Genomic DNA, 18221 nt, shown 5'->3' with positions numbered 1-18221 from the left:
CTCCTTCCATGGGCACAGTCAAGCACAGATCAAGCAAAACCGGAATCCTGAATCCCGTTTGCCGCGACACGCTTTAGGTCCGCGCGAAGACTGTCGAACTCCTGCAGGACCATGAATGTGCCACAACGTTGCTCGACACTTGCGCAAAATGAAGGCAGCCGGCGAGGCCTTCGAACCGATGATCGCTGCCAGCACGATCGCCGCCACCCAAGCCGATGCGCTTCAGAAAACCACTCCGCCCGACCAGCGGAGCGACCACCTGCCACCGAAGCCCGAATAGTCGAAGGGCGATCCTCTGGAACAGATCGTTTGACTGGAGAATGAAATAAACCAGGTCCAGGAGCCCGACAAGCGCGCAGACGAGAACTACGGAATCCGACCTGCTCAATTTGGTCGTCGCTAAAGACTACCTGAAATAGGTACTCGCCGATGATGCTGTCAAGCCCTACTTCCAGCGCCATGCGCCAGAAATCCACGAGCAGTTAGAGTTCACCGCCAATGCCGCCAGCATGGGAGAGGCGGTGGACAAGAACGAGCAATAAGATCCCCGCGTTGAAAAGACCATTTCTCTTGATGTGTTCGGTTCTGAGCAACCTCAATATAGGGCAACTGCCATTTACTCCAGTTCTGCAAATTGAAAATTAAAGATTGCAGCTTGGATAGAATCCGATATAGTGCGTCGCAGCAGTGCGCGACGCGCGCGCATAGAGAGAAATATATTATATTGGTCGTCAAGCCATTGTTGGTTCTCTGTTGGAGGATTATGCTGGCTGAAGGCTTAGTATTCCGTTAAAGTCGATTGTTGGCTTTGGTTGGGCGCTGTGGTAATGGGGTGTTGGTATACCGGCTTGCGCAGGTGGTGGTTTTGAGAGTAAGGCAGGTTTGTTGACAGACGCATCCATTCCGAATGAAGGCCTTGAGCGGAGCGCTCAACCCAGTCAAAATCGTTGGTATGTGGTGCGGATCCAGCCAAATCAGGATGTTGTTGCCGAAGGCTATCTTCGACAGCAGAGTTTCCGGACCTTCATCCCCAGAACTCTGAAAAATATCAAACACGCTCGCAAGATCGAGGTGCGAAAGACTCCGCTGTTCCCCGGCTATGGCTTCGTGGAGATGGATCTGGAGCGCCAGCGGTGGCGTTCGATCAATAGCACCAGGGGCGTCCTTCACCTCATCACCGCCCGGGAAACGCCGACGCCGGTGCCGCGCGGCGTTGTCGAGGAATTTCTTGAATTCGCCGATGCAGATGGAATTGTGGATCTCTCTCGCGGACTTGCTGTCGGCAGCAAGGTGCGGCTGCGGGCAGGTCCTTTCGCGGGTGCGATAGGACTACTGACCGGACTGGACGAAAAGGGGAGGGTCGAAGTATTGTTACGTATTATGAATAGTCAGATTCGAATGAAGACAGCGCAAGATCTACTTGAAGCGGCCGGAGCTCGTGCCTCAATGGGGTCTTGATGAAGTTCTCAATGGATAGAGGTTGCCTGGATCATGTGCGCCGCCTGAATGCTGGCCTGTCCGAGCGAAGTTGATTTTCCGGACGTGAGTCCGTTGTAGATCGATTGGGTTGATGTATCGTGGCATCAATTCGTCTAGTCGCACGTTGACAAGGTGCGGCATTGTAGCGGTTGAAACTTCGTTTCACCCGGATGGCGGAAGCATGGAAAAACGTCCACGGACTTACTCTCGTAAGTTGCGCCGAAAATGCATAAATTGAATAGCAGACATCATGTTGGCCGAGCTTCTAGAGAAATTGAAAATCAAGATGATCGGTTCGCGCTATGTGGACTTGGTGTCGGGGGTGTGTTTCACGGAATTCGGCTATGACGTGGTGTGCATGGACAGGCGTGCGAAGAAGATCGAGGCTTAGAAGGTGGGCCGGATCCCGATCTTCGAGTTTGGACTGGACACTTTCGTCGCCGACCGGTCCGGTCAGATCCGCTCACCTTCACTGCCGGTCTTGCGGCATCGGTCGGCGACAGCAACGTGGTCTTTAATTCTGTCGGTACGCCGTGGCGTCGCGGCGACGGCCAAGCTGACCTATGCTATGTTCACGCCGCCGCCTGCGGGACCGCCGAGAACATCAACGGCTACACCCTCGTCGTGACGAAATCAACGGTTCCGGTGGGCAACGACGAAGAGGTCGAGTGCCTTATCCTTAAGATCAATCCGAGCGCCGATGTAGCGGTCGTCTCCAACCCGGAGTTCCTGCACGGGGCGCCGCGATTGACGACGTCAGGCGCCCCAGCAGCCTCGTCGTCGGCCTTAGCCTCCGGCACAGCGCATGTCGACGGCGGCGGGGCGTTTTTCAGGCGACATGGCGATCGGGGCACATGGTGAGCAATGCGGAGGCGATACCTATGAGCAACATACAGCATAGCTGGCTGTTGCTAGCCAATGTCGCGGGAGCTTTCGGAGCCCGTTTTGTCAACCTCTTCACCGCGTTTCTGACGGTGCCGCTCGCGGTCGCGGGTCTTGGAACGCACGACTACGGCATCTTCGCCGTCATCCTGTCGGCGGCAACCTTCGTCACGTATGCAGACTTCGGCATGGGGCTGGCGATGGTCAACCCGATCACGGTGTCGGAGGCGCGCGGCGACGCCGCCGAGACGCGGCGCCTCATCAGCGAGACGTGGGGGCTGCTCCATTTGATCGCAGCGCTCATCTTCGGCGTCGGCGCGGTGCTCGTCGCCGCGAACGCCTGGCACGGCGGCCGTAGCCTTGCAGAGCTCGCGCCGTGGCTGGTGTTCGTCGTCGGCGTCGCGATCGGACTGCCTGCGGCCATCGCGCAGCGCGTGCTCTTTGCGCTGCAGCGCAGCTACGAGGCGAACCTCTGGATGGCGGCGGCGCGTGTGGCGTCGCTGGGCTGCGTCTACCTTGCCTACCAGCTCGGCGCCGGACTGTGGCTCTACGTCTTCGCCATGCTGTGCGTTCCGGCGGTCGTCGGCTGGGTCAACGCGTTCTGGCTTTTTCGCGTCAGTCGGCCCGATCTGGCGCCGCACGGCGGCGCCTCGCTCACGACGGCGGCGCGGCTGATCCCCGAGGGCTTGCGATACACCGTGCTTCAGATCGGACCGTACGTTGAGACCGGCTTCGACATCGTGCTGATCGGCGCCCTCATCGGCACGTCGATGACCACGTCGTACGATCTGTTGACGCGCGCCTTCAACTACGTGCCAGCGCTTGCTACCATCGGCGTGCTGCCGCTGTGGCCGTCGATCGCCGCGGCACGGACGCGCGGCGCCGTGGCGTGGGCACGCCGCGTCGAGATCATCGCGACCGTCCTGCTCTGCGGCGGCGCCGCTGTGGCGGTGACCGGCATCGCCCTCTACCACCGCGAGATCGTGCACCTGTGGACAGGTCAGACCATCGCATTCGAAACACCGCTCATCGCGCTCATCGCGTGCTCGGCCGCGCTGTCGTCAGTCGCGGCGCTGCTCGGCAGCATTCTAGTCGGCCACCAGAAGACCCGCTCTGTGTTTCTGGTGCAGGTCGTGGTGGTGGTGGCGCTCACGCTTGCCAAGGTCGGCGTCATCGTACCCTTCGGGATCCTCGCCGTGGCCGCCGCGAACGTCATTGCCCTCCTTGCGAAGACGACGTGGTTTCTCGCACTGCTGGGAGCGGAAACCGCCTCGCGGCGAAGGGACGTCTAGTCATGTTCGGCCCCGCCCCGTTTTCGTATTTCTCGCTGCTGCGCCTGCGCTTGAACTCGTGCCTCTGGCGGATGCGCATCGCCAAGACCGGCGCCGGCACGATGTTCTATCCCGGCGTGGTGGTATACTTCCCCGGCAAGTTGACGGTCGGCGCTCGCACGCAGGTCGGCAACGGCGTTCAGATCTGGGCCGGTGGTGGCGTGTCGATCGGCGACGATGTGCTCATCGCCGCCCATTGCGTCATCACGACGCAGAGCCACGACGTCGACGCCGCGAGAAGCGGCCTGCTGTTCCGCAAGACCACCGTGAGCGAACCGATCACCATCGGCTCCAACGTCTGGATTGGCGCCGGCGCGATCATTCTGCCCGGCGTAACCATTGGGGATAATTCGGTGGTTGCCGCCGGCGCGGTGGTGAGCCGGTCGGTGCCCGAGAATACACTCGTCGCCGGCGTCCCAGCGCGAGCGCTCCGCGCGCTCGCGGCCGCAGGCTCCGCCGCGCGATCGTCGGCGCATGCGCCCTAGCAGGATGAGGCTTCGATGGGACTATTGAACCGCGTCTCGTGGCTGCTGTCGGGCCATTGGCGACGCAGAGCCGGCTCGGACCTCTACTCTGCGCCGATCAGCGCCTTCGTCGACGGCGGCAGCGTCGTCGGGCGGTACTGCCGTATCGGACGTCGCAGCAAGATCCTGAACGCCCGCCTGGGCGACTTCTCGTACACCTCGTCCGGGACGACCATCTCGAACGCGGATGTCGGGAAGTTCTGCAGCATCGGTCCTGAGGTGCTCATCGGCGGCCTGGGCGCGCACCCGTTGCGCTGGCTGTCGACGCACCCGTCGTTCTTCTCGACCAAGGGACAGGCTGGACGCAGCTTCGCGACGGCGGATCACTTCGAGGAATTGCGCCGCACGACGGTTGGCAACGACGTTTGGATCGGCGTCCGCGCCGTGGTCCTGGACGGCGTCACTATCGGGGATGGCGCGATCGTGGCGGCGGGCGCCGTCGTCACCAAGGACGTCGCGCCGTACACGATCGTCGGCGGCGTGCCGGCCCGGCCGATCGGCGATCGGTTCTCCGATGATGTCCGCGCCCTGTTGCTGGACCTGCGCTGGTGGGACTATCCCGATGAGGTGCTGGCGGCGGCAGCCGAGCATTTCGCATCAAAGCGCGAATGGTCGCCTGAGGCCGTCGCACATCTGCGTCAAGAAATGGCCCGAAAGCGAAGTGCGCCTGCCGCCTAGCACCATCTGCGCCATGGGTTATCCTCAGAGACATCGCAGCGCACCCCTGTCGCGCTCTCGCATAGGACCGCAGCCTTTATGAAAAATGCTTTCCTAGTTCTGATCGCGTCGGCCCTTATCGGTGATTTCAACGTCGTCGGCCGTGTCACGGGCTCGGAAGTCTTCCTCATCCCGATCGCTGTCGTCGCGATCTTCCGCCCTGGCCCCAACATTGCCGCTGCCCGCCAGTTCTATATCTTCATCGTCTTATGGGCGTTCGGAGCATTCGTCTCCGATATCATCAACGGCTCCACCTTCGAGGACTATTCGCGCGGCTGGGCGAAGATCATCTTCTTCGGCCTGAACTTCACCGCGCTGCGCTGGCTCATTGGCACCGATCGGACGCGGATCATCGTCTTCATCTACGCGCTGGCCGTCGCGACGGCGGCGCGTATCGCGCTCGGACGCGTCAGCGACGAGCTTGCCGACGACGTCTTCGGCAATAGCTGGAAGTTCGGCTACGGGCAGTTGTTCACTATGACGACGCTGCTGATCTCGGCCCACCTGCTGCGCATGACCTGGTCGCGCCCCTTCGGCATGGCCGCTCCGTTCGCAGCCGCGGCCGTGTCGCTGCTGATGAACGCCAGAAATCTGACCGGGCTGACCACGCTCGCCGGCCTGATCTCCGCCATGACGGCTGGCCGCAAACGGCCGTTCCCGGTCTCCTATATCATCGGCATAGCGGTCGCGGCCGGCGTCGCCGGTCTGGTGGTGATCAATATCTACGAGTATTCGGCGGGCCAAGGCCTGCTCGGCCGGGAGGCGCAGGATAAATATCTGCAACAGTCGCAGGGCAATCTGAATATCCTGCTCGCCGGCCGTACGGAGTCTCTGGCGTCCACGCAGGCGATCATCGATGCACCTATCCTCGGCCATGGCTCGTGGGCGCGCAATATCAACTATGTAATGCTGATGCTCAACCGCATGGCCGCCGAGGGCCTTGAGGTCAGGAACCAGATCACCAGCGATCTCATTCCCTCCCATTCCCACCTGCTCGGCGCGTGGGTCGAGCATGGCGTCCTCGGCGCCGCCTTCTGGTTCTGGGCGGTCTACGTCACGCTCAAGGGACTTCTCGGGGCCGCACAGCGACCGACACCCTACACCGGCTTCGTCGCGTTCATTGGCCTCAGCCTATTGTGGGATACCTTCTTTTCGCCCTTCGGCCTGGAGCGTCGCGTCGTTACGGCGGCGTGGCTGTATTGCATGATGCTGTACGGGCAGGAGGAAGTGGGTTAATGAGCAGTTCCCGCGGCTGCGCAAAGTCATTGGTTATCATCGTCGAGCAGAATTGAAAGGTCAGGCCGTGAAACTGTCGATTGTTACGATCTCTTTCAACCAGGCAAACTTCCTCGAGCGCGCCATGCGGTCGGTGCTGGAGCAGCGCGGCGTCGATGTCGAGTACATCATCGTCGATCCCGGCTCGACGGACGGGAGCCGAGACATCATAGAGCGCTACCGGCCGCAGCTCGCGCACGTGGTCTACGAGAAGGACGACGGCCCGGCCGACGGCCTGAACAAGGGGTTCGCGCGCGCGACGGGCGATTGGCTTGCCTACATCAACTCCGACGATTTCTTCCTTCACGGCGCGCTGCAGCAGGCGGTAAACGCCATCGTCAAGGCGGGGAACGCCGACTGCGTCTACGCTAACGGCTACCTGACCGATGCTGAGGGGCGGCCCTTTCGGCGCGTGATCTCGACGCCGTTCGACGCGCAGTCCTTCGTCTGGGGCCGGTCACTCGTGCTTCAGCAGTCGACCTTCATCAAGGCGGAGAGCTTCCGCAAGGTGGGCGGGTTCAACACCGCCAACCGGACCAGTTGGGACGCCGAGTTGCTTGTCGACATGTCGCTGGCCGGTATGACCCTGAAGCACGTCCCCGGCTACTGGTCGGCGTTCGTCCTGCACGCGGGCAGCATCACCGGCAGCCAGCGCCATGCGGCGCTCAGCGTCGGCAATCACGAGCGGATGTTTCAGAAGGTGATGGGCCGCGGTCGGACGGCGGCGGACCTGCGGCGCCGGCGGCTCAACAGCTATCTCGCACGCTTGCAGCATCCCGGTACTCTCGTCGCGCAGGTCGCGGACCGGCTGCTCCCCAATCGGCTGCCCCGCAAGCTGCTTGAATCCTGATCGAATCCCCGCAACGCGCAAGGAACTATCGTCGTGACAGATCGCGTTATCGCCCGGGCTCCCAGCGATGCCTCACATTTCTTCGGCTTCCATGACGTTACACCGTGGTGCCCCGAGGACCGCCGCGTCCTCATGCATCGCGTCGATTCCAACATCCGCCGCATGCCCGCGCCCGACGACCGCGCCGACATCGTCCTGTGGGAGCCGGCGACCAACAGCCTGGAGACCGTCGCGACGACTACGTGCTGGAATTTCCAGCAGGGCGCGCGCGCAATGTGGGTGCCGGGTACGGCCGCCACGTTCGTCTACAACAAGCGCGTCAACGACGCGCCGGGCTGCGAGTTCGTCGATCTGGCGACGGGTGAGCGCACGGAGATGCCGCACGCCATCGGCGCAATCGCGCCGGACGGCAGCTTTGCCATGGCGCCCAATTTCGCCCGCCTCGGCACGCTGTGGCGTGCCTACGGCTACAGCGGCTTCGCCAGCGCCGCCGATCGCGTCCTGCAGCCCGACGACGACGGCCTGTGGCGGATCGACAGGCGGACGGGCGCGCGCACGCTCGTGTTCTCCATCCGGCAGCTGGTCGACGCGGCGGGGGGCACCATCGGCCTGGACGTCCCAGTGTTCGTCACCCACGTTTCGTTCAACCGCGAGGGAACGCGCATCGTCTTCATGCTGCGCTTCTTCTCGAAGGACAACGCGCTCTATTCGCTGCTGTACTCCGCCCGTTCGGACGGGGGCGAGCTCAAGCTGATCGAGCAGGAAAAGATCAGCCACTTCGATTGGCTGGATGAGACGAACATCGTCATCTGGATGCGCAAGGCGCCGAAGGGCCTCGCCGCGGCGCGCCGGTCGGGGCTGCTCGCCTCGCCCCTGCTGAAGCCACTGATCGCGCTGGCGCGCAAATCGCGGGCTCGTCTGAAGGGCGCGCTGCTGAACGAGAGCTACTTCGTGGTCTCTACCGTCACCGGCGAGCGCCAGACCTTCATGCCGGGCGTGCTGCCGCAGGACGGGCACCCCATGGTGTCCCCCGACGGCAAGTGGATGATCACGGACGAGTACTACAATCCCGCCACCGGCGAGATGCCACTGATTCTGGTCGATATCGCGGCGCGGCAGCGCGTCGATGTGGCCACGTTCCATCACGATGTTGGCTCCGCCGACAGCGACCTGAAGTGCGACCTGCATCCGCGCTGGAACCGCGCCGGAACGCAGGTCGCGGTCGACGCCAGCGGCGACGGCCGCCGGCAGTTCACCATCGTCGACGTCGCCGACCTCGTCGCGGGCGGCCGGGGATGACGCGCCCGCTCGTCCTGCTCTGGGACAATTTCGGTCCGCTGCACGAGGATCGCACCCGTGCGGTTACAGCGGCGTTCGGCCAGTCACGCCGGGTCGTCGGCCTCGAACTGTGCTCCAAGAGCGACCTCTACGATTGGCAAGGCTTCGACCGGTCGGGTTTCGAGAAGATCACTCTGTTTCCCGGTCACGATATCACGACGCTGCCGCGGGCCGGTATGCTCGGCCGCCTCATCCGCACAGCGCGCCGGCTGGGGCGGGGAGACTATGTGCTCTGCCACTGGAACCTGCCCGCGATCTTTCTCTTCGCCGTCTGGCTGCGCCTGACGGGATCCCGCGTTATCACCATGGGATGCTCGAAGTTCGACGATAAGCCGCGCGGCGCCATCCGCGAGGCAGTCAAGAGCTTGATGTTTCTACCTTATCAGGCTGCGATCGGCTCCGGCGTGCGCTCGGTCGACTATTTCCGCTTTCTGGGCATCGCGGCCGAGCAGGTGGCCGGCGAATACAATACCGTGTCGATCGACCGCATTCGCCGGCTGGCCGGGAGGCCGGTCGCGCCGGATGGTACGCCGTTCGCGGAGCGTCGCTTTCTCTGTGTCGCCCGGCTCGTGCCGAAGAAGAATCTCGCGCGGCTGCTCGACGCGTACCGCCACTACCGCGACACGACGACGGCGCCGGCGCGCGATCTGCTTCTGTGCGGCTCGGGTCCTGAAGAGGCGGCGCTGCGCGCGCAGGCCGAGCGGCTCGGAATCGCGCCCTTCGTCACATTCACCGGCTTCGTGCAGACGGAGGCGATCGCCCGGCATCTCGCCAACGGCCTGGCACTGCTGCTGCCGAGCCTCGAAGAGCAGTTCGGCAATGTCGTGCCCGAGGCGCAGGCGATGGGGCTGCCGGTCATCCTGTCCGACAATTGCGGCGCGCGCGATCTGCTCGTGCGCTCGGCGGTCAACGGCTTCATCGTGGAGCCCGACAATACTGTGGGATTGGCGTTCTTCATGCGCCAGGTCGCCGAGGACGAGACGCAGTGGCGCGCCATGGCCGAGGCCGCAGCGGCGTCGGCCGCCGGCGGCGATGTGCAGCAGTTTGCCCGCGCCATCGCGACGTTGACCGGCGTCGCCATCGACGCACCGGCGCCGTAACATCGTCCCGCTTGATGCATAGAATGCCCCGGCGCACTGGACGGTGCGGATCGACGGCGGCGATCGATCGCGAGAACAGAGACGGAGGGTAACGGATGCACAGTCAGCTCTACCTCGCCGCGCGGTGGCGACGTGTGCGTCTGGCGCCTCTCGCCAGCCTCGCCGCCGCATTGCTCGGCGTCGCAAGCCCCTTTGGCGCCGCGACCGCCCAGCAGGGGAGCGTGCTCAGCATCGATCCGACGCGGCCGTCGTCCTATTGGCTTGCGGCCGACGGAAAGCGCCGCCAGCCCAACATTCCGACCGCCGGTGCGACGGGCCTTGCCGGTTTTCAGCCGGGCTGGTTCGAGTTCACCTTCAATGTGCCGGCCGCGCGCTGGCGCCGGCTGGCGGTGACGGCCAAGCCCAATGTGGCCAAAGTCGAGCTCGACATCGACGCCCCGCCGCCGCCGCCGGATCGCATGGCCGTCACCGGACCGATGCGGCCCGGCGATTGGGTCTATCTGACGGCCGGGCAGCACCGGCTGCGCCTCATCACGAACCATTGGACCGGCATCCCAGACGTCAGCGCGATCCAAGTCCTTCCGATGGACGAGGGACAGCCGGGGGCGTTCCGCATCCTCAATCACGAGGAACGGCCGTCCGCGGCGCTCGGCCAATGCGCCCCGATCCGCGTCGAGACGGGCGGGACCGGCCGGGCTGCGGCGTTGTCCGTGCTGTTTCGCCTGGACGGTGTATTCCTGGAACGCCGCAATGTGCCGGTGCCGGCCGGGCCAAGCCCGGTGCGGATCGACGTTCCCGTGCCGTGCGACCGCGCCGGCGACGTCGCGGCGACTGTGGTGATGGTCGGCGGCCGGTCGAACGCCGCGCTGCAGGACATCTTCCGCTACAGCGTCTTCGACACCCGGCGCGCCGAACCGGAGTTTGTGCGCGGCGATCTGGTCGCCGAGATCGATGCGACCACTCGCGAACCGGACTTCGTCTCCGGCGCCACCACCGTCACGACCGGACCGGCGGGTACCTATCGCGAGAGCGCCGACCGTGGCGCTTACTCTTATCTGCGCGGCAGCGACAAGACCATTCTGCCGGCCTGGTTCGCGTATCGCGTCACCGGGTTGACGCCGGGGCGCGCCTATCAGGCCGTGATCACCTATCCGGATGACGCCGAACGGGTGTTTCTCGCCGCCATCCGCGATTCCGGGCCTTCGATGTATCCAGCCGCGGTGGGCATGGAGACCGGCGGACCGTGGCCCGTGTCCGGCACGATGCAGCAGCGCGATGTGATCTTCTGGCCGTCGAGTGCCGATGCCCGGCTGCTGGTCTTCAACAGCTATGACGGGCGCAAGGCGGCGATCGCAAGCGTGCGCATCTATGCAGTGGACCTGAAGGATACCCCCGCGCCACAGACGTCGCCAACCGACGGACGCGAATTGATCGCATGGTACGAAGAGGGATCGAACTTCAGCGCGCTGGTTGGCACGCAAAGCGATCCCGACGCCGTCCACGCGACCGTCGACCGCTACCTCCGTCTGGCGCGCCATATGGGCGCCACGACGGTCTCCCCGTCCGTGCTGGTGTACGGTGCGGAGCTGTACCCCTCCAAGTTCAATCTTCAGTTCAACAACCAGCGCCAGGATGTTCTCGGCGCCTTCCTGCTCGGCGCGCAGCGCTATGGCATGAAAGTGGTCCCCGAGCTGCACCCGCGCGCCGACGAACTGCTCTGGCCGCCGCGGACACCCGAGGAGTTCGACCGCCTGATGCTGCTGTCGGGCAGGAACCAGTCTGGCCTCTACGATTCCAAGGGCGAGGTTCGTCGTCCGCCGCACTTCAATCCTCTGGCGCCGGAAGTGCGTCGATGGTACCGCGAGATAATCGGTGAGTTGGCGACGCGCTACGCCAGCTCCCCGGCCTTCGGCGGGATCCAGCTACGCGTGTCACAGTGGATCGACGCCACCCTCAACAACTTCGACTCGCTCGATTGGGGCTATGAGGCCGTCACCGTGCGGCGCTTCCTCGCCGCGGCGAAGATCACGCCACCCGCCAACCTGGATATCGACTCCGATACGCCGAACGCCCTGACAGCGCGCTACCGGTTCCTCACCGGCCCCCAGCGCGAAGCCTGGATCGACTGGCGCTGCCGGCAGATCCGCGACGTGCTGGCGGACATCGTGGCCACCGTCCAGGCCGCCCGACCCGATCTCGTCGTCCGCCTGAACCTGTCCGCCCTGGTCGAGCACGGCGAGAAGGAGCCGGACCGGCAGGGGCTGCGCGAGCGCGGCCTCGACCCGTGGATGCTGCGCGATATCAAGGGCTTGGAGATCCTCGACGGCCGCTACCGCTATGGCGCGCGTTTCATTGAACCCGAGTGGCGCCAGGAGCACCGCACCGGCAGCTTAGCTCCCGGCGTCCTCAGCGACATCACGGCGGAGGGACAGCGGCCGAGAACCTTGAAGACGATGGAGTATCTCGGCGTTCCCGCCGCGCTGTTCATGCGCAACGAGCAGATCAGCTGGCCGCCGAGCAAGCGCGAGCCATGGGTCACCTCGGCCTCCGAGCCGGCCGGCCGGCTGATGCTGGCCCGCTATGCCGAGCTGGTCGGCCTTTTCGACGTCTATACCGTGGGCGACGGCGGCAACGCCTATATCTTCTCGGGCGACGGGCTGAAGGAATTTTCGCGCGAGTTCGCGGCGCTCCCGCGCACCCCGTTCGACCGCGTCAACACCGGCTCGGACGTCCTGGTGCTGCGCAAGGACGGCGAGATGTTCTACGTCCTCAACCTCTCGCCAAAGCCGGCGAAGGTCGTCGTCCGCGCGCCGGATGCCGGGGTCGTCCGCAGCTTGGCGAGCGGCGAGGCCGTGCTCCAGTCGGGCGAGTCTTTCGACCTCGACATGAAGGCGTACGAACTGCGCTCCTTCCGCGGCGACCGCGCCTCGAGCGGCCTTGCCGCGGCGCTGAGCGCAGACAAATGAATGACCGGCGCGCGCACTATGAGCTCCCTGCGCGCGACGGAGCCGCTTACGGCGCCGCATCGTTCTGAGGCGCAATGGCGAGCGATTGGGTGGAGTTCACCTCGGGGTTGGTCCGAATGCAGTCTGAGAGGCGGCCTTTCGCCATTCTTCATGTTATCTCCACAGTGGATCGAAAGGGCGGCGGCCCGATTGAGGGCGTGTTTCAGGCCGCGGCAACGCGCGATCCGAAGGCGTTCACGACCCACATCGCGAGCCTGGACGCGCCGGCGTCCGAGGCGGTCCGCACCTCCCCGGTGCTGACGCACGCGCTCGGCGAGGGACAGGAGGACACGGGCTGGCGGCGCCGGTTGCCGTGGCGACGCTATGGCTATCAGCCGAAGTTCGTGCCGTGGCTGAAGGCGAACGCGCGCAACTACGACATCGTGGTGGTCGATGGCTTGTGGAACTACGCGACCTTCGGCGCGCGGCGGGCTCTCGTGGGCAGCGGTGTGCCCTATGTAGTATTCACGCACGGCATGCTCGACCCGTGGTTCAAGCGCACCTATCCGCTCAAGGCGATGCTGAAGCAGCTGTTCTGGTTGTTCTCGGAGGGTCCCTTGCTGAACAACGCCCGCGCGGTGCTGTTCACGACGGAAGAGGAGAAGATCGTGTCGCGCGACGCCTTCGCGCCCTACCGGGTCCGTGAGCGCGTTGTCGGATTTGGCACTGCGGACATTCCCGGTGACGCCGGAGCGCAGGAGGCGGCGTTTCGCGCCGCCGTGCCGGCCTTGAACGGTAAGCGCTATCTGCTGTTCCTCAGCCGGATCCATCCCAAGAAGGGCTGCGACCTGCTCGTCGAGGCCTTCGGCCGCATCGCCGCCGAGCACCCGGACCTGGACCTCGTCATCGCCGGCCCCGATCAGATGAGCTGGCGCCAGGAGCTCGAGGCGCGGGCGCGGGCGCTCGGCGTCGCCGACCGGATCCACTGGCCGGGGATGCTGATCGGCGATACCAAATGGGGGGCATTTCGCGGTTGCGAAGCCTTCGTGCTTCCATCGCACCAGGAGAATTTCGGCGTCGTCGTCGCCGAGGCGATGGCGGCGGAGAAGCCGGTGCTGCTCACCGAGAAAGTCAACATTTGGCGTGAGGTGGTCGCCTGTGGCGGCGGCCTCGCCGAGAGCGATACCATCGAGGGCGTGACGCGGCTGCTGACCAACTTCCTGGCGCTGCCGACCGATCGGCGCGCCGCCATGGGCGTCGCGGCGCGCGGGGGATTTCTGGCGCACTTCGAGATCAGCCGCGCGGCGGCCAACATCAATCTCGCCCTGAAGGAGGCGACGTCGTGACCGCTCCTCTCGACGCCGGAACGGCGGGATCGAAATCTGGCGGTCCGAGCTTCGCGCTCGATCACCGCCTCACGCGCGCGGCGTGGGCCGTCTGTTGGGCCTTGCTCGCGGCGTGGACGCCGCCGCCGCTGCACGGCTGGCGTCGCCTGCTGCTGCGCCTGTTCGGCGCGCGGATCGCGCCGACCGCCAAGGTGTATGGCAGCGCTCGCGTCTGGTACCCACCCAATCTGACGATGGACGACCATTCCTGCCTCGGTCCGCAGGTGAACTGCTATTGTATGGCGCCGATTTCCCTCGGACGGCATGCGCTCGCGTCGCAAGGCGCGTATCTGTGCGCCGGCACGCACGATATCGATGACCCCGACTTTCAGCTCATCGTCAAGCCAATCCGTCTCGGCGACGGGGCATGGGTCGCGGCGCAGGCCTTCGTGGGGCCCGGCGTGACGATCGGCGACCACGCGGTGCTCGGCGCGCGCGGCGTGCTGTTCCGCGACCTCGCCGCCGGCCAGGTCGCGGCGGGCAATCCCGCCCAGGTGCTGCGAGCAAGACGTATTTCAGAATCCCCGATTGTAACTGAGGAGCCGAAGCTTTGACTGGCGTCACGGTCATTATCCTGACCTTCAATGAGGACAAGCATCTCGCGCGGTGCCTCGCCGCCATCGCGCCGTTCGCGAGCCGTGTTGTCGTCGTCGACTCGTTCTCCACCGACCGCACCTTGGAGATCGCCCGGGCTCACGGCATCGATGTGCTGGAGAACCGCTTCGTCAACTACGCGACGCAGTTCCAATGGGCGCTCGACAACGCGCAGATCACGACGCCGTGGGTGATGCGTCTCGACGCCGACGAGGTCATCGAGCCCGACCTCGCGGCGGAGATCATCCGCGTGCTGCCGACTCTCGGCAGCAACGTCGCCGGCATCAACCTGAAACGCAAGCACATCGTCTTCGACCGCTGGATCAAGCACGGCGGTCGCTATCCGCTCAACCTGCTGCGCATCTGGCGCGCCGGCCAGGGGCGCATCGAGAACCGCTGGATGGATGAGCACATCATCGTCTGGGGCGGCGAGACGATCACGCTCGACGGCGGCTTCGCCGACCACAATCTCGGCAATCTCAGCTACTTCATCCGCAAGCACGACGACTACGCCACGCGAGAGGCGATCGACGTGCTGAACCAGCGCTATGGCCTCTTCAGCCGCGACGAGGACTTGTCGAGCGAGGGGACGTCCGTGCAGGCGGCGGTCAAGCGCTGGATCAAGGAGCGGGTCTATAACCGTTTGCCGTTCTGGCTCGGCCCGCTGGGCTATTTCCTCTACCGCTACTTCTTTCAGTTCGGCTTTCTCGATGGCAGGCCCGGGCTTGTCTATCATTTTCTTCAGGGCTTCTGGTATCGATTCCTGGTCGGCGCCAAGGTCTATGAGTTCGACCGCACGCTCGCCCCCTGCCCCGATGCCGCAACGCGCCTGGCCGCGCTGCGGCAGTTGACCGGTAAGGCGCTTTAGCGCATAGCCTTTCGAGAGGCAAACACGCCGGATGATAGCATTTTTTTTTTGTCACGCCGGCTTTCCGGTAACTATATGTGGTGCCGTTCGACGTATCGACGCGGGGAACCGCGGATTTAGTTTATCGGAATTGGATTCCGTGGAGGTTTTACAATGTCTCTAACGACGGTCCAAGCAGGCCGGGCACTCGCGGCTCTCGCTGTGGTGCTTTTCCACACTGAAATGGTGCTGCAGCTAGACAAATACTTGGGAACATCGACTTTCCCAGCTGCGGCCGCCATGCAATTCGGGGTCAACTTTTTCTTCGTACTCAGTGGTTTTATTATCACGACAGTCCACTGGCGCGACCTTGGTGTGCCGGAGGCCGTCCCTCATTTTCTTGTTCGCCGGCTATCGCGGATTTATCCGCCGCTTTGGGCGGCTCTGGCTCTGTCGGTCGCCCTGATGGTGCTGATGAGGACCGCGCCTGTCAGCGTCTTGGATATACTTTTTGCGGTCACGGCCTTTCCTTTGCGCCTGAGCGAGCCGCTACTGGCTGTGGAATGGACGTTGCGGCATGAGATTCTCTTCTATCTGCTCTTCCTAATTGCGATCCTGCGACCGTGGCTCGGCCTCGCGCTGCTGGCCGTCTGGGCTGCTCTGCCTTATGTCCTTGTCAACATCGACCGCCACGATCCGCTGGCCGTTGTCGTCTCGCCGTACAACACGTTGTTTCTGTTCGGCATGATATCGGCCTGGTGCTACATGAAGACGCAGATGAGCAAAATCTCGTCGCTCGGCCTGCTCGGTAGTGGAATCGCGCTATTTGCCCTGTGCTGGTTGGTCGATGTCTCCATTGAGGGCGGCGAACACACAGCGGTGCTGCTCGTCTACGGCGTAGCCAGCGCCGCCATGCTGACAGGCATGGTTCAGGCTGAGCGTCTGGGCGCGTTGCGTGCGGGGCCGGTCATCATTTGGCTCGGCGATGCCTCGTACTCCATCTATCTCGTTCACTTCCTAGCGATCTCGGCCACTGCGAAGATCGTCGCGCCGTTTGCGCTGCGAGGGATAATCCCACATTGGGCGGCCTTCCTTTTCGTGACAATCATTGCGGTTTCTTTTGGTATCCTGTTCTATCTGGTGATAGAGCGCTCTATCTTGCTTGCCACGAGGGCGCGGCTGACGCGCAGGTCGTAAGCCACAATCGTCCATGCTGTTTCGTACCTCTAACGTGCAGTTATTTGCATGAGCAGCCAAACGGCGAATTTGCCCACCTGTGAACGCACTGCACTAGGCTCAAGCCTCAATTGATTCACCCTGTGACGATAGCTGCGATTTAGCAGTTGCTGTGAAGTTTGTCATAAGCTTGTCGTATCCCCAGTCCTTGAGACGGCAGAATGTTCGCTAGATGATATTGCGTATTCGGTAGGCGATCGGTTCGAACGGTCTTTTCCCCTTCGGTGGGATGTTGGGGATGACTGTTCCATTCGGCGTGTTGTCAGGAAGCTGCGCAAGGGAGCGCTGTGGTAAGCCGTATCTGCGGCGCAGAGACGTGTTGGCGGCAGATGTCCAAAGAGTGGGATGGCAATAGGTGCACCACCGCGTGCCGAGGCGTTATTCGCAACGCGACCGGACGGCTGCAGCCGTCGACAACCGCATGGATTTTTGTCGATCTGCCGCCTCTCGATCGACCGATCGCTTCGGCATCCGCCCTCTTTTCCGCCAGCGGAACAGCGGTGTGATTTTGCGGTGGTGCTATCGATCATATGGATGCCCGGGCCGGTCGTTTGTACCAGAGCCTCAAACAGTCGCACCATATTCTTTCGCAGACCGGCGATGAAAGCGACTATAGACTGTTGTCGAAGGACCGAGCAGGATGAACAATTCTGCCAGCGGAACCGGATCGCAAGACGTGGATGATCCAACTGATAACCCGGCGGTCGCCGGAACGATGAGCGCTGGGCTGATTAAAAGCAGAGGCGAGATCACCGCCCACTGATCGTCATCAAGCCAAGATTCGCCTACCATGGTCAAACAGTCCTGCTTCTCTAGCCTATGAAGCATGGATAGCTAATGTCATCAACAATTTGATGGTGTTCCCACGCTAGGGGTATAGCAGGGGGATAGGTGAGCGATGTCGGCTTAAGGACGGAAGATCGGACATCGGGTGCCGCTTGCCACGGGCAGCCGGTAGCGTCCGCGCCTGTCAGATTAGATCAGGTCGGGCCACCGAGGCTGCGACTTGATAGACATCGGCCAGGCGGGTCGATCCCGATCCGGTCTCGCTGAGGATCAGGTTGCCGTCCAGCCAAGGATTTACGGAATTCGCCACTTCGTGCAGGCGTTTCACTAAATTGGCCTGCAATGGCCACAGATGACAACCTGGACTTCGACAGTGATCTCGCGAAACTCATTGCAACGATTGAGACCGGACGGCGAGGCAGAAACATCTTTCAGAAGGTGTGAGTGTTAGGCTCCCACCTGATCGCGTTCTTCCCCGGAGGATCAACATATCCTCGCAACGGACCGTGACAGCCGTGCTTGGCTCGAGCACGTAACAATATTCCCGCTCGCCGACGACGAGGGACTCGCCAGGATCTCGCCGTCGCGAACAGCCGGAATACATGGCGCTCCTGCAGATCCCCAAACCCGGTGAAACAGGCCCGCTCCAAGGCACGCTGAACACGTTGCCCTTGGCGTCCTCATCCCAGTTAGTCGCCGCACTGACGGCGCGAATATCTGGGCGCAACCGCGCCCGCGCGACGGGACCACCATGGTCAAGGCGCTCGCTCACACTGATCGCTGGAAGGCACTTCTGGAGTGGGCAGGTCAAAAACGGTCCAGGACCTTGCCGACGCCAAAAAGATCAACCCTTTCTAGGGGTTGTGGGGATTCACAAATCAGCGCGAATGTGATTCACACTTTGGATGGATCGTTTTGTACTGACAGACGCC

General features: G+C 63.4%; 14 protein-coding genes. All 14 read left to right on the top strand.

Annotation, left to right across the window (positions count from 1 at the left end):
• Window positions 1-885: 885 nt before the first annotated feature.
• The 14 genes from nusG to ACEXP3_RS24170 all read left to right on the top strand — a co-directional run bounded on the left by nusG (window position 886) and on the right by ACEXP3_RS24170 (window position 16464).
• Window positions 886-1458, top strand: a complete 573-nt coding sequence (nusG, locus tag ACEXP3_RS24235; RefSeq protein WP_377299751.1) for a transcription termination/antitermination protein NusG — start codon at window positions 886-888, stop codon at window positions 1456-1458.
• Window positions 1459-1833: 375 nt separating this feature from the next.
• Window positions 1834-2340 carry a hypothetical protein gene (locus ACEXP3_RS24230; RefSeq protein ID WP_377299750.1) on the top strand — a complete coding sequence of 169 codons (507 nt, stop codon included), beginning with the start codon at window positions 1834-1836 and terminating at the stop codon, window positions 2338-2340.
• 20 nt (window positions 2341-2360) lie between these two features.
• On the top strand, window positions 2361-3653 hold the full coding sequence (locus ACEXP3_RS24225) for a lipopolysaccharide biosynthesis protein (RefSeq protein ID WP_377299749.1): 1293 nt from the start codon (window positions 2361-2363) through the stop codon (window positions 3651-3653).
• Window positions 3654-3655: 2 nt separating this feature from the next.
• Window positions 3656-4177: an acyltransferase gene (locus ACEXP3_RS24220; protein ID WP_377299748.1), complete on the top strand. Its 522-nt coding sequence runs from the start codon at window positions 3656-3658 to the stop codon at window positions 4175-4177.
• 15 nt (window positions 4178-4192) lie between these two features.
• Window positions 4193-4894 (top strand): CatB-related O-acetyltransferase, encoded by a 702-nt coding sequence (locus tag ACEXP3_RS24215; RefSeq protein ID WP_377299747.1) that lies wholly within the window; start codon window positions 4193-4195, stop codon window positions 4892-4894.
• Between the two features lie 78 nt (window positions 4895-4972).
• Window positions 4973-6169, top strand: a complete 1197-nt coding sequence (locus ACEXP3_RS24210) for a hypothetical protein (protein ID WP_377299746.1) — start codon at window positions 4973-4975, stop codon at window positions 6167-6169.
• Window positions 6170-6236: 67 nt separating this feature from the next.
• Window positions 6237-7058, top strand: a complete 822-nt coding sequence (locus tag ACEXP3_RS24205; protein WP_377299745.1) for a glycosyltransferase family 2 protein — start codon at window positions 6237-6239, stop codon at window positions 7056-7058.
• A 33-nt stretch (window positions 7059-7091) separates the two neighbouring features.
• Window positions 7092-8357, top strand: a complete 1266-nt coding sequence (locus ACEXP3_RS24200) for a hypothetical protein (protein ID WP_377299744.1) — start codon at window positions 7092-7094, stop codon at window positions 8355-8357.
• On the top strand, window positions 8354-9496 hold the full coding sequence (locus tag ACEXP3_RS24195; RefSeq protein WP_377299743.1) for a glycosyltransferase: 1143 nt from the start codon (window positions 8354-8356) through the stop codon (window positions 9494-9496). Before ACEXP3_RS24200 ends, ACEXP3_RS24195 begins: the two co-directional genes overlap by 4 nt.
• Before the next feature lie 95 nt (window positions 9497-9591).
• A complete protein-coding gene (locus tag ACEXP3_RS24190) occupies window positions 9592-12462 on the top strand; it encodes a family 10 glycosylhydrolase (protein ID WP_377299742.1) in 2871 nt (956 codons plus the stop codon).
• A 74-nt stretch (window positions 12463-12536) separates the two neighbouring features.
• Window positions 12537-13787: a glycosyltransferase gene (locus ACEXP3_RS24185; RefSeq protein ID WP_377299741.1), complete on the top strand. Its 1251-nt coding sequence runs from the start codon at window positions 12537-12539 to the stop codon at window positions 13785-13787.
• Window positions 13784-14380: an LbetaH domain-containing protein gene (locus tag ACEXP3_RS24180; RefSeq protein WP_377299740.1), complete on the top strand. Its 597-nt coding sequence runs from the start codon at window positions 13784-13786 to the stop codon at window positions 14378-14380. The genes ACEXP3_RS24185 and ACEXP3_RS24180 overlap by 4 nt, the downstream gene beginning before the upstream one ends.
• A complete protein-coding gene (locus ACEXP3_RS24175; RefSeq protein WP_377299739.1) occupies window positions 14377-15288 on the top strand; it encodes a glycosyltransferase family 2 protein in 912 nt (303 codons plus the stop codon). The genes ACEXP3_RS24180 and ACEXP3_RS24175 overlap by 4 nt, the downstream gene beginning before the upstream one ends.
• Before the next feature lie 153 nt (window positions 15289-15441).
• Entirely contained in the window at window positions 15442-16464 is a 1023-nt protein-coding gene (locus tag ACEXP3_RS24170; protein WP_377299738.1) for an acyltransferase family protein, read from the top strand.
• The last annotated feature ends 1757 nt before the right edge of the window (window positions 16465-18221 follow it).

This window comes from Neorhizobium fuzhouense (assembly GCF_042611105.1).
In the GTDB taxonomy this organism is placed as follows: Bacteria; Pseudomonadota; Alphaproteobacteria; order Rhizobiales; family Rhizobiaceae; genus Neorhizobium; species Neorhizobium galegae_A.
Note: the sequence above shows the minus strand (reverse complement) of the source record. Positions and strands in the feature narration are given on the sequence as shown.

Coding starts and splice junctions, on each gene's coding strand:
- ACEXP3_RS24185 (WP_377299741.1), top strand. CDS start 12,537: ATGGCGAGCGATTGGGTGGAGTTCACCTCGGGGTTGGTCCGAATGCAG.
- ACEXP3_RS24210 (WP_377299746.1), top strand. CDS start 4,973: ATGAAAAATGCTTTCCTAGTTCTGATCGCGTCGGCCCTTATCGGTGAT.
- ACEXP3_RS24225 (WP_377299749.1), top strand. CDS start 2,361: ATGAGCAACATACAGCATAGCTGGCTGTTGCTAGCCAATGTCGCGGGA.
- ACEXP3_RS24195 (WP_377299743.1), top strand. CDS start 8,354: ATGACGCGCCCGCTCGTCCTGCTCTGGGACAATTTCGGTCCGCTGCAC.
- ACEXP3_RS24170 (WP_377299738.1), top strand. CDS start 15,442: ATGTCTCTAACGACGGTCCAAGCAGGCCGGGCACTCGCGGCTCTCGCT.
- ACEXP3_RS24215 (WP_377299747.1), top strand. CDS start 4,193: ATGGGACTATTGAACCGCGTCTCGTGGCTGCTGTCGGGCCATTGGCGA.
- ACEXP3_RS24220 (WP_377299748.1), top strand. CDS start 3,656: ATGTTCGGCCCCGCCCCGTTTTCGTATTTCTCGCTGCTGCGCCTGCGC.
- ACEXP3_RS24190 (WP_377299742.1), top strand. CDS start 9,592: ATGCACAGTCAGCTCTACCTCGCCGCGCGGTGGCGACGTGTGCGTCTG.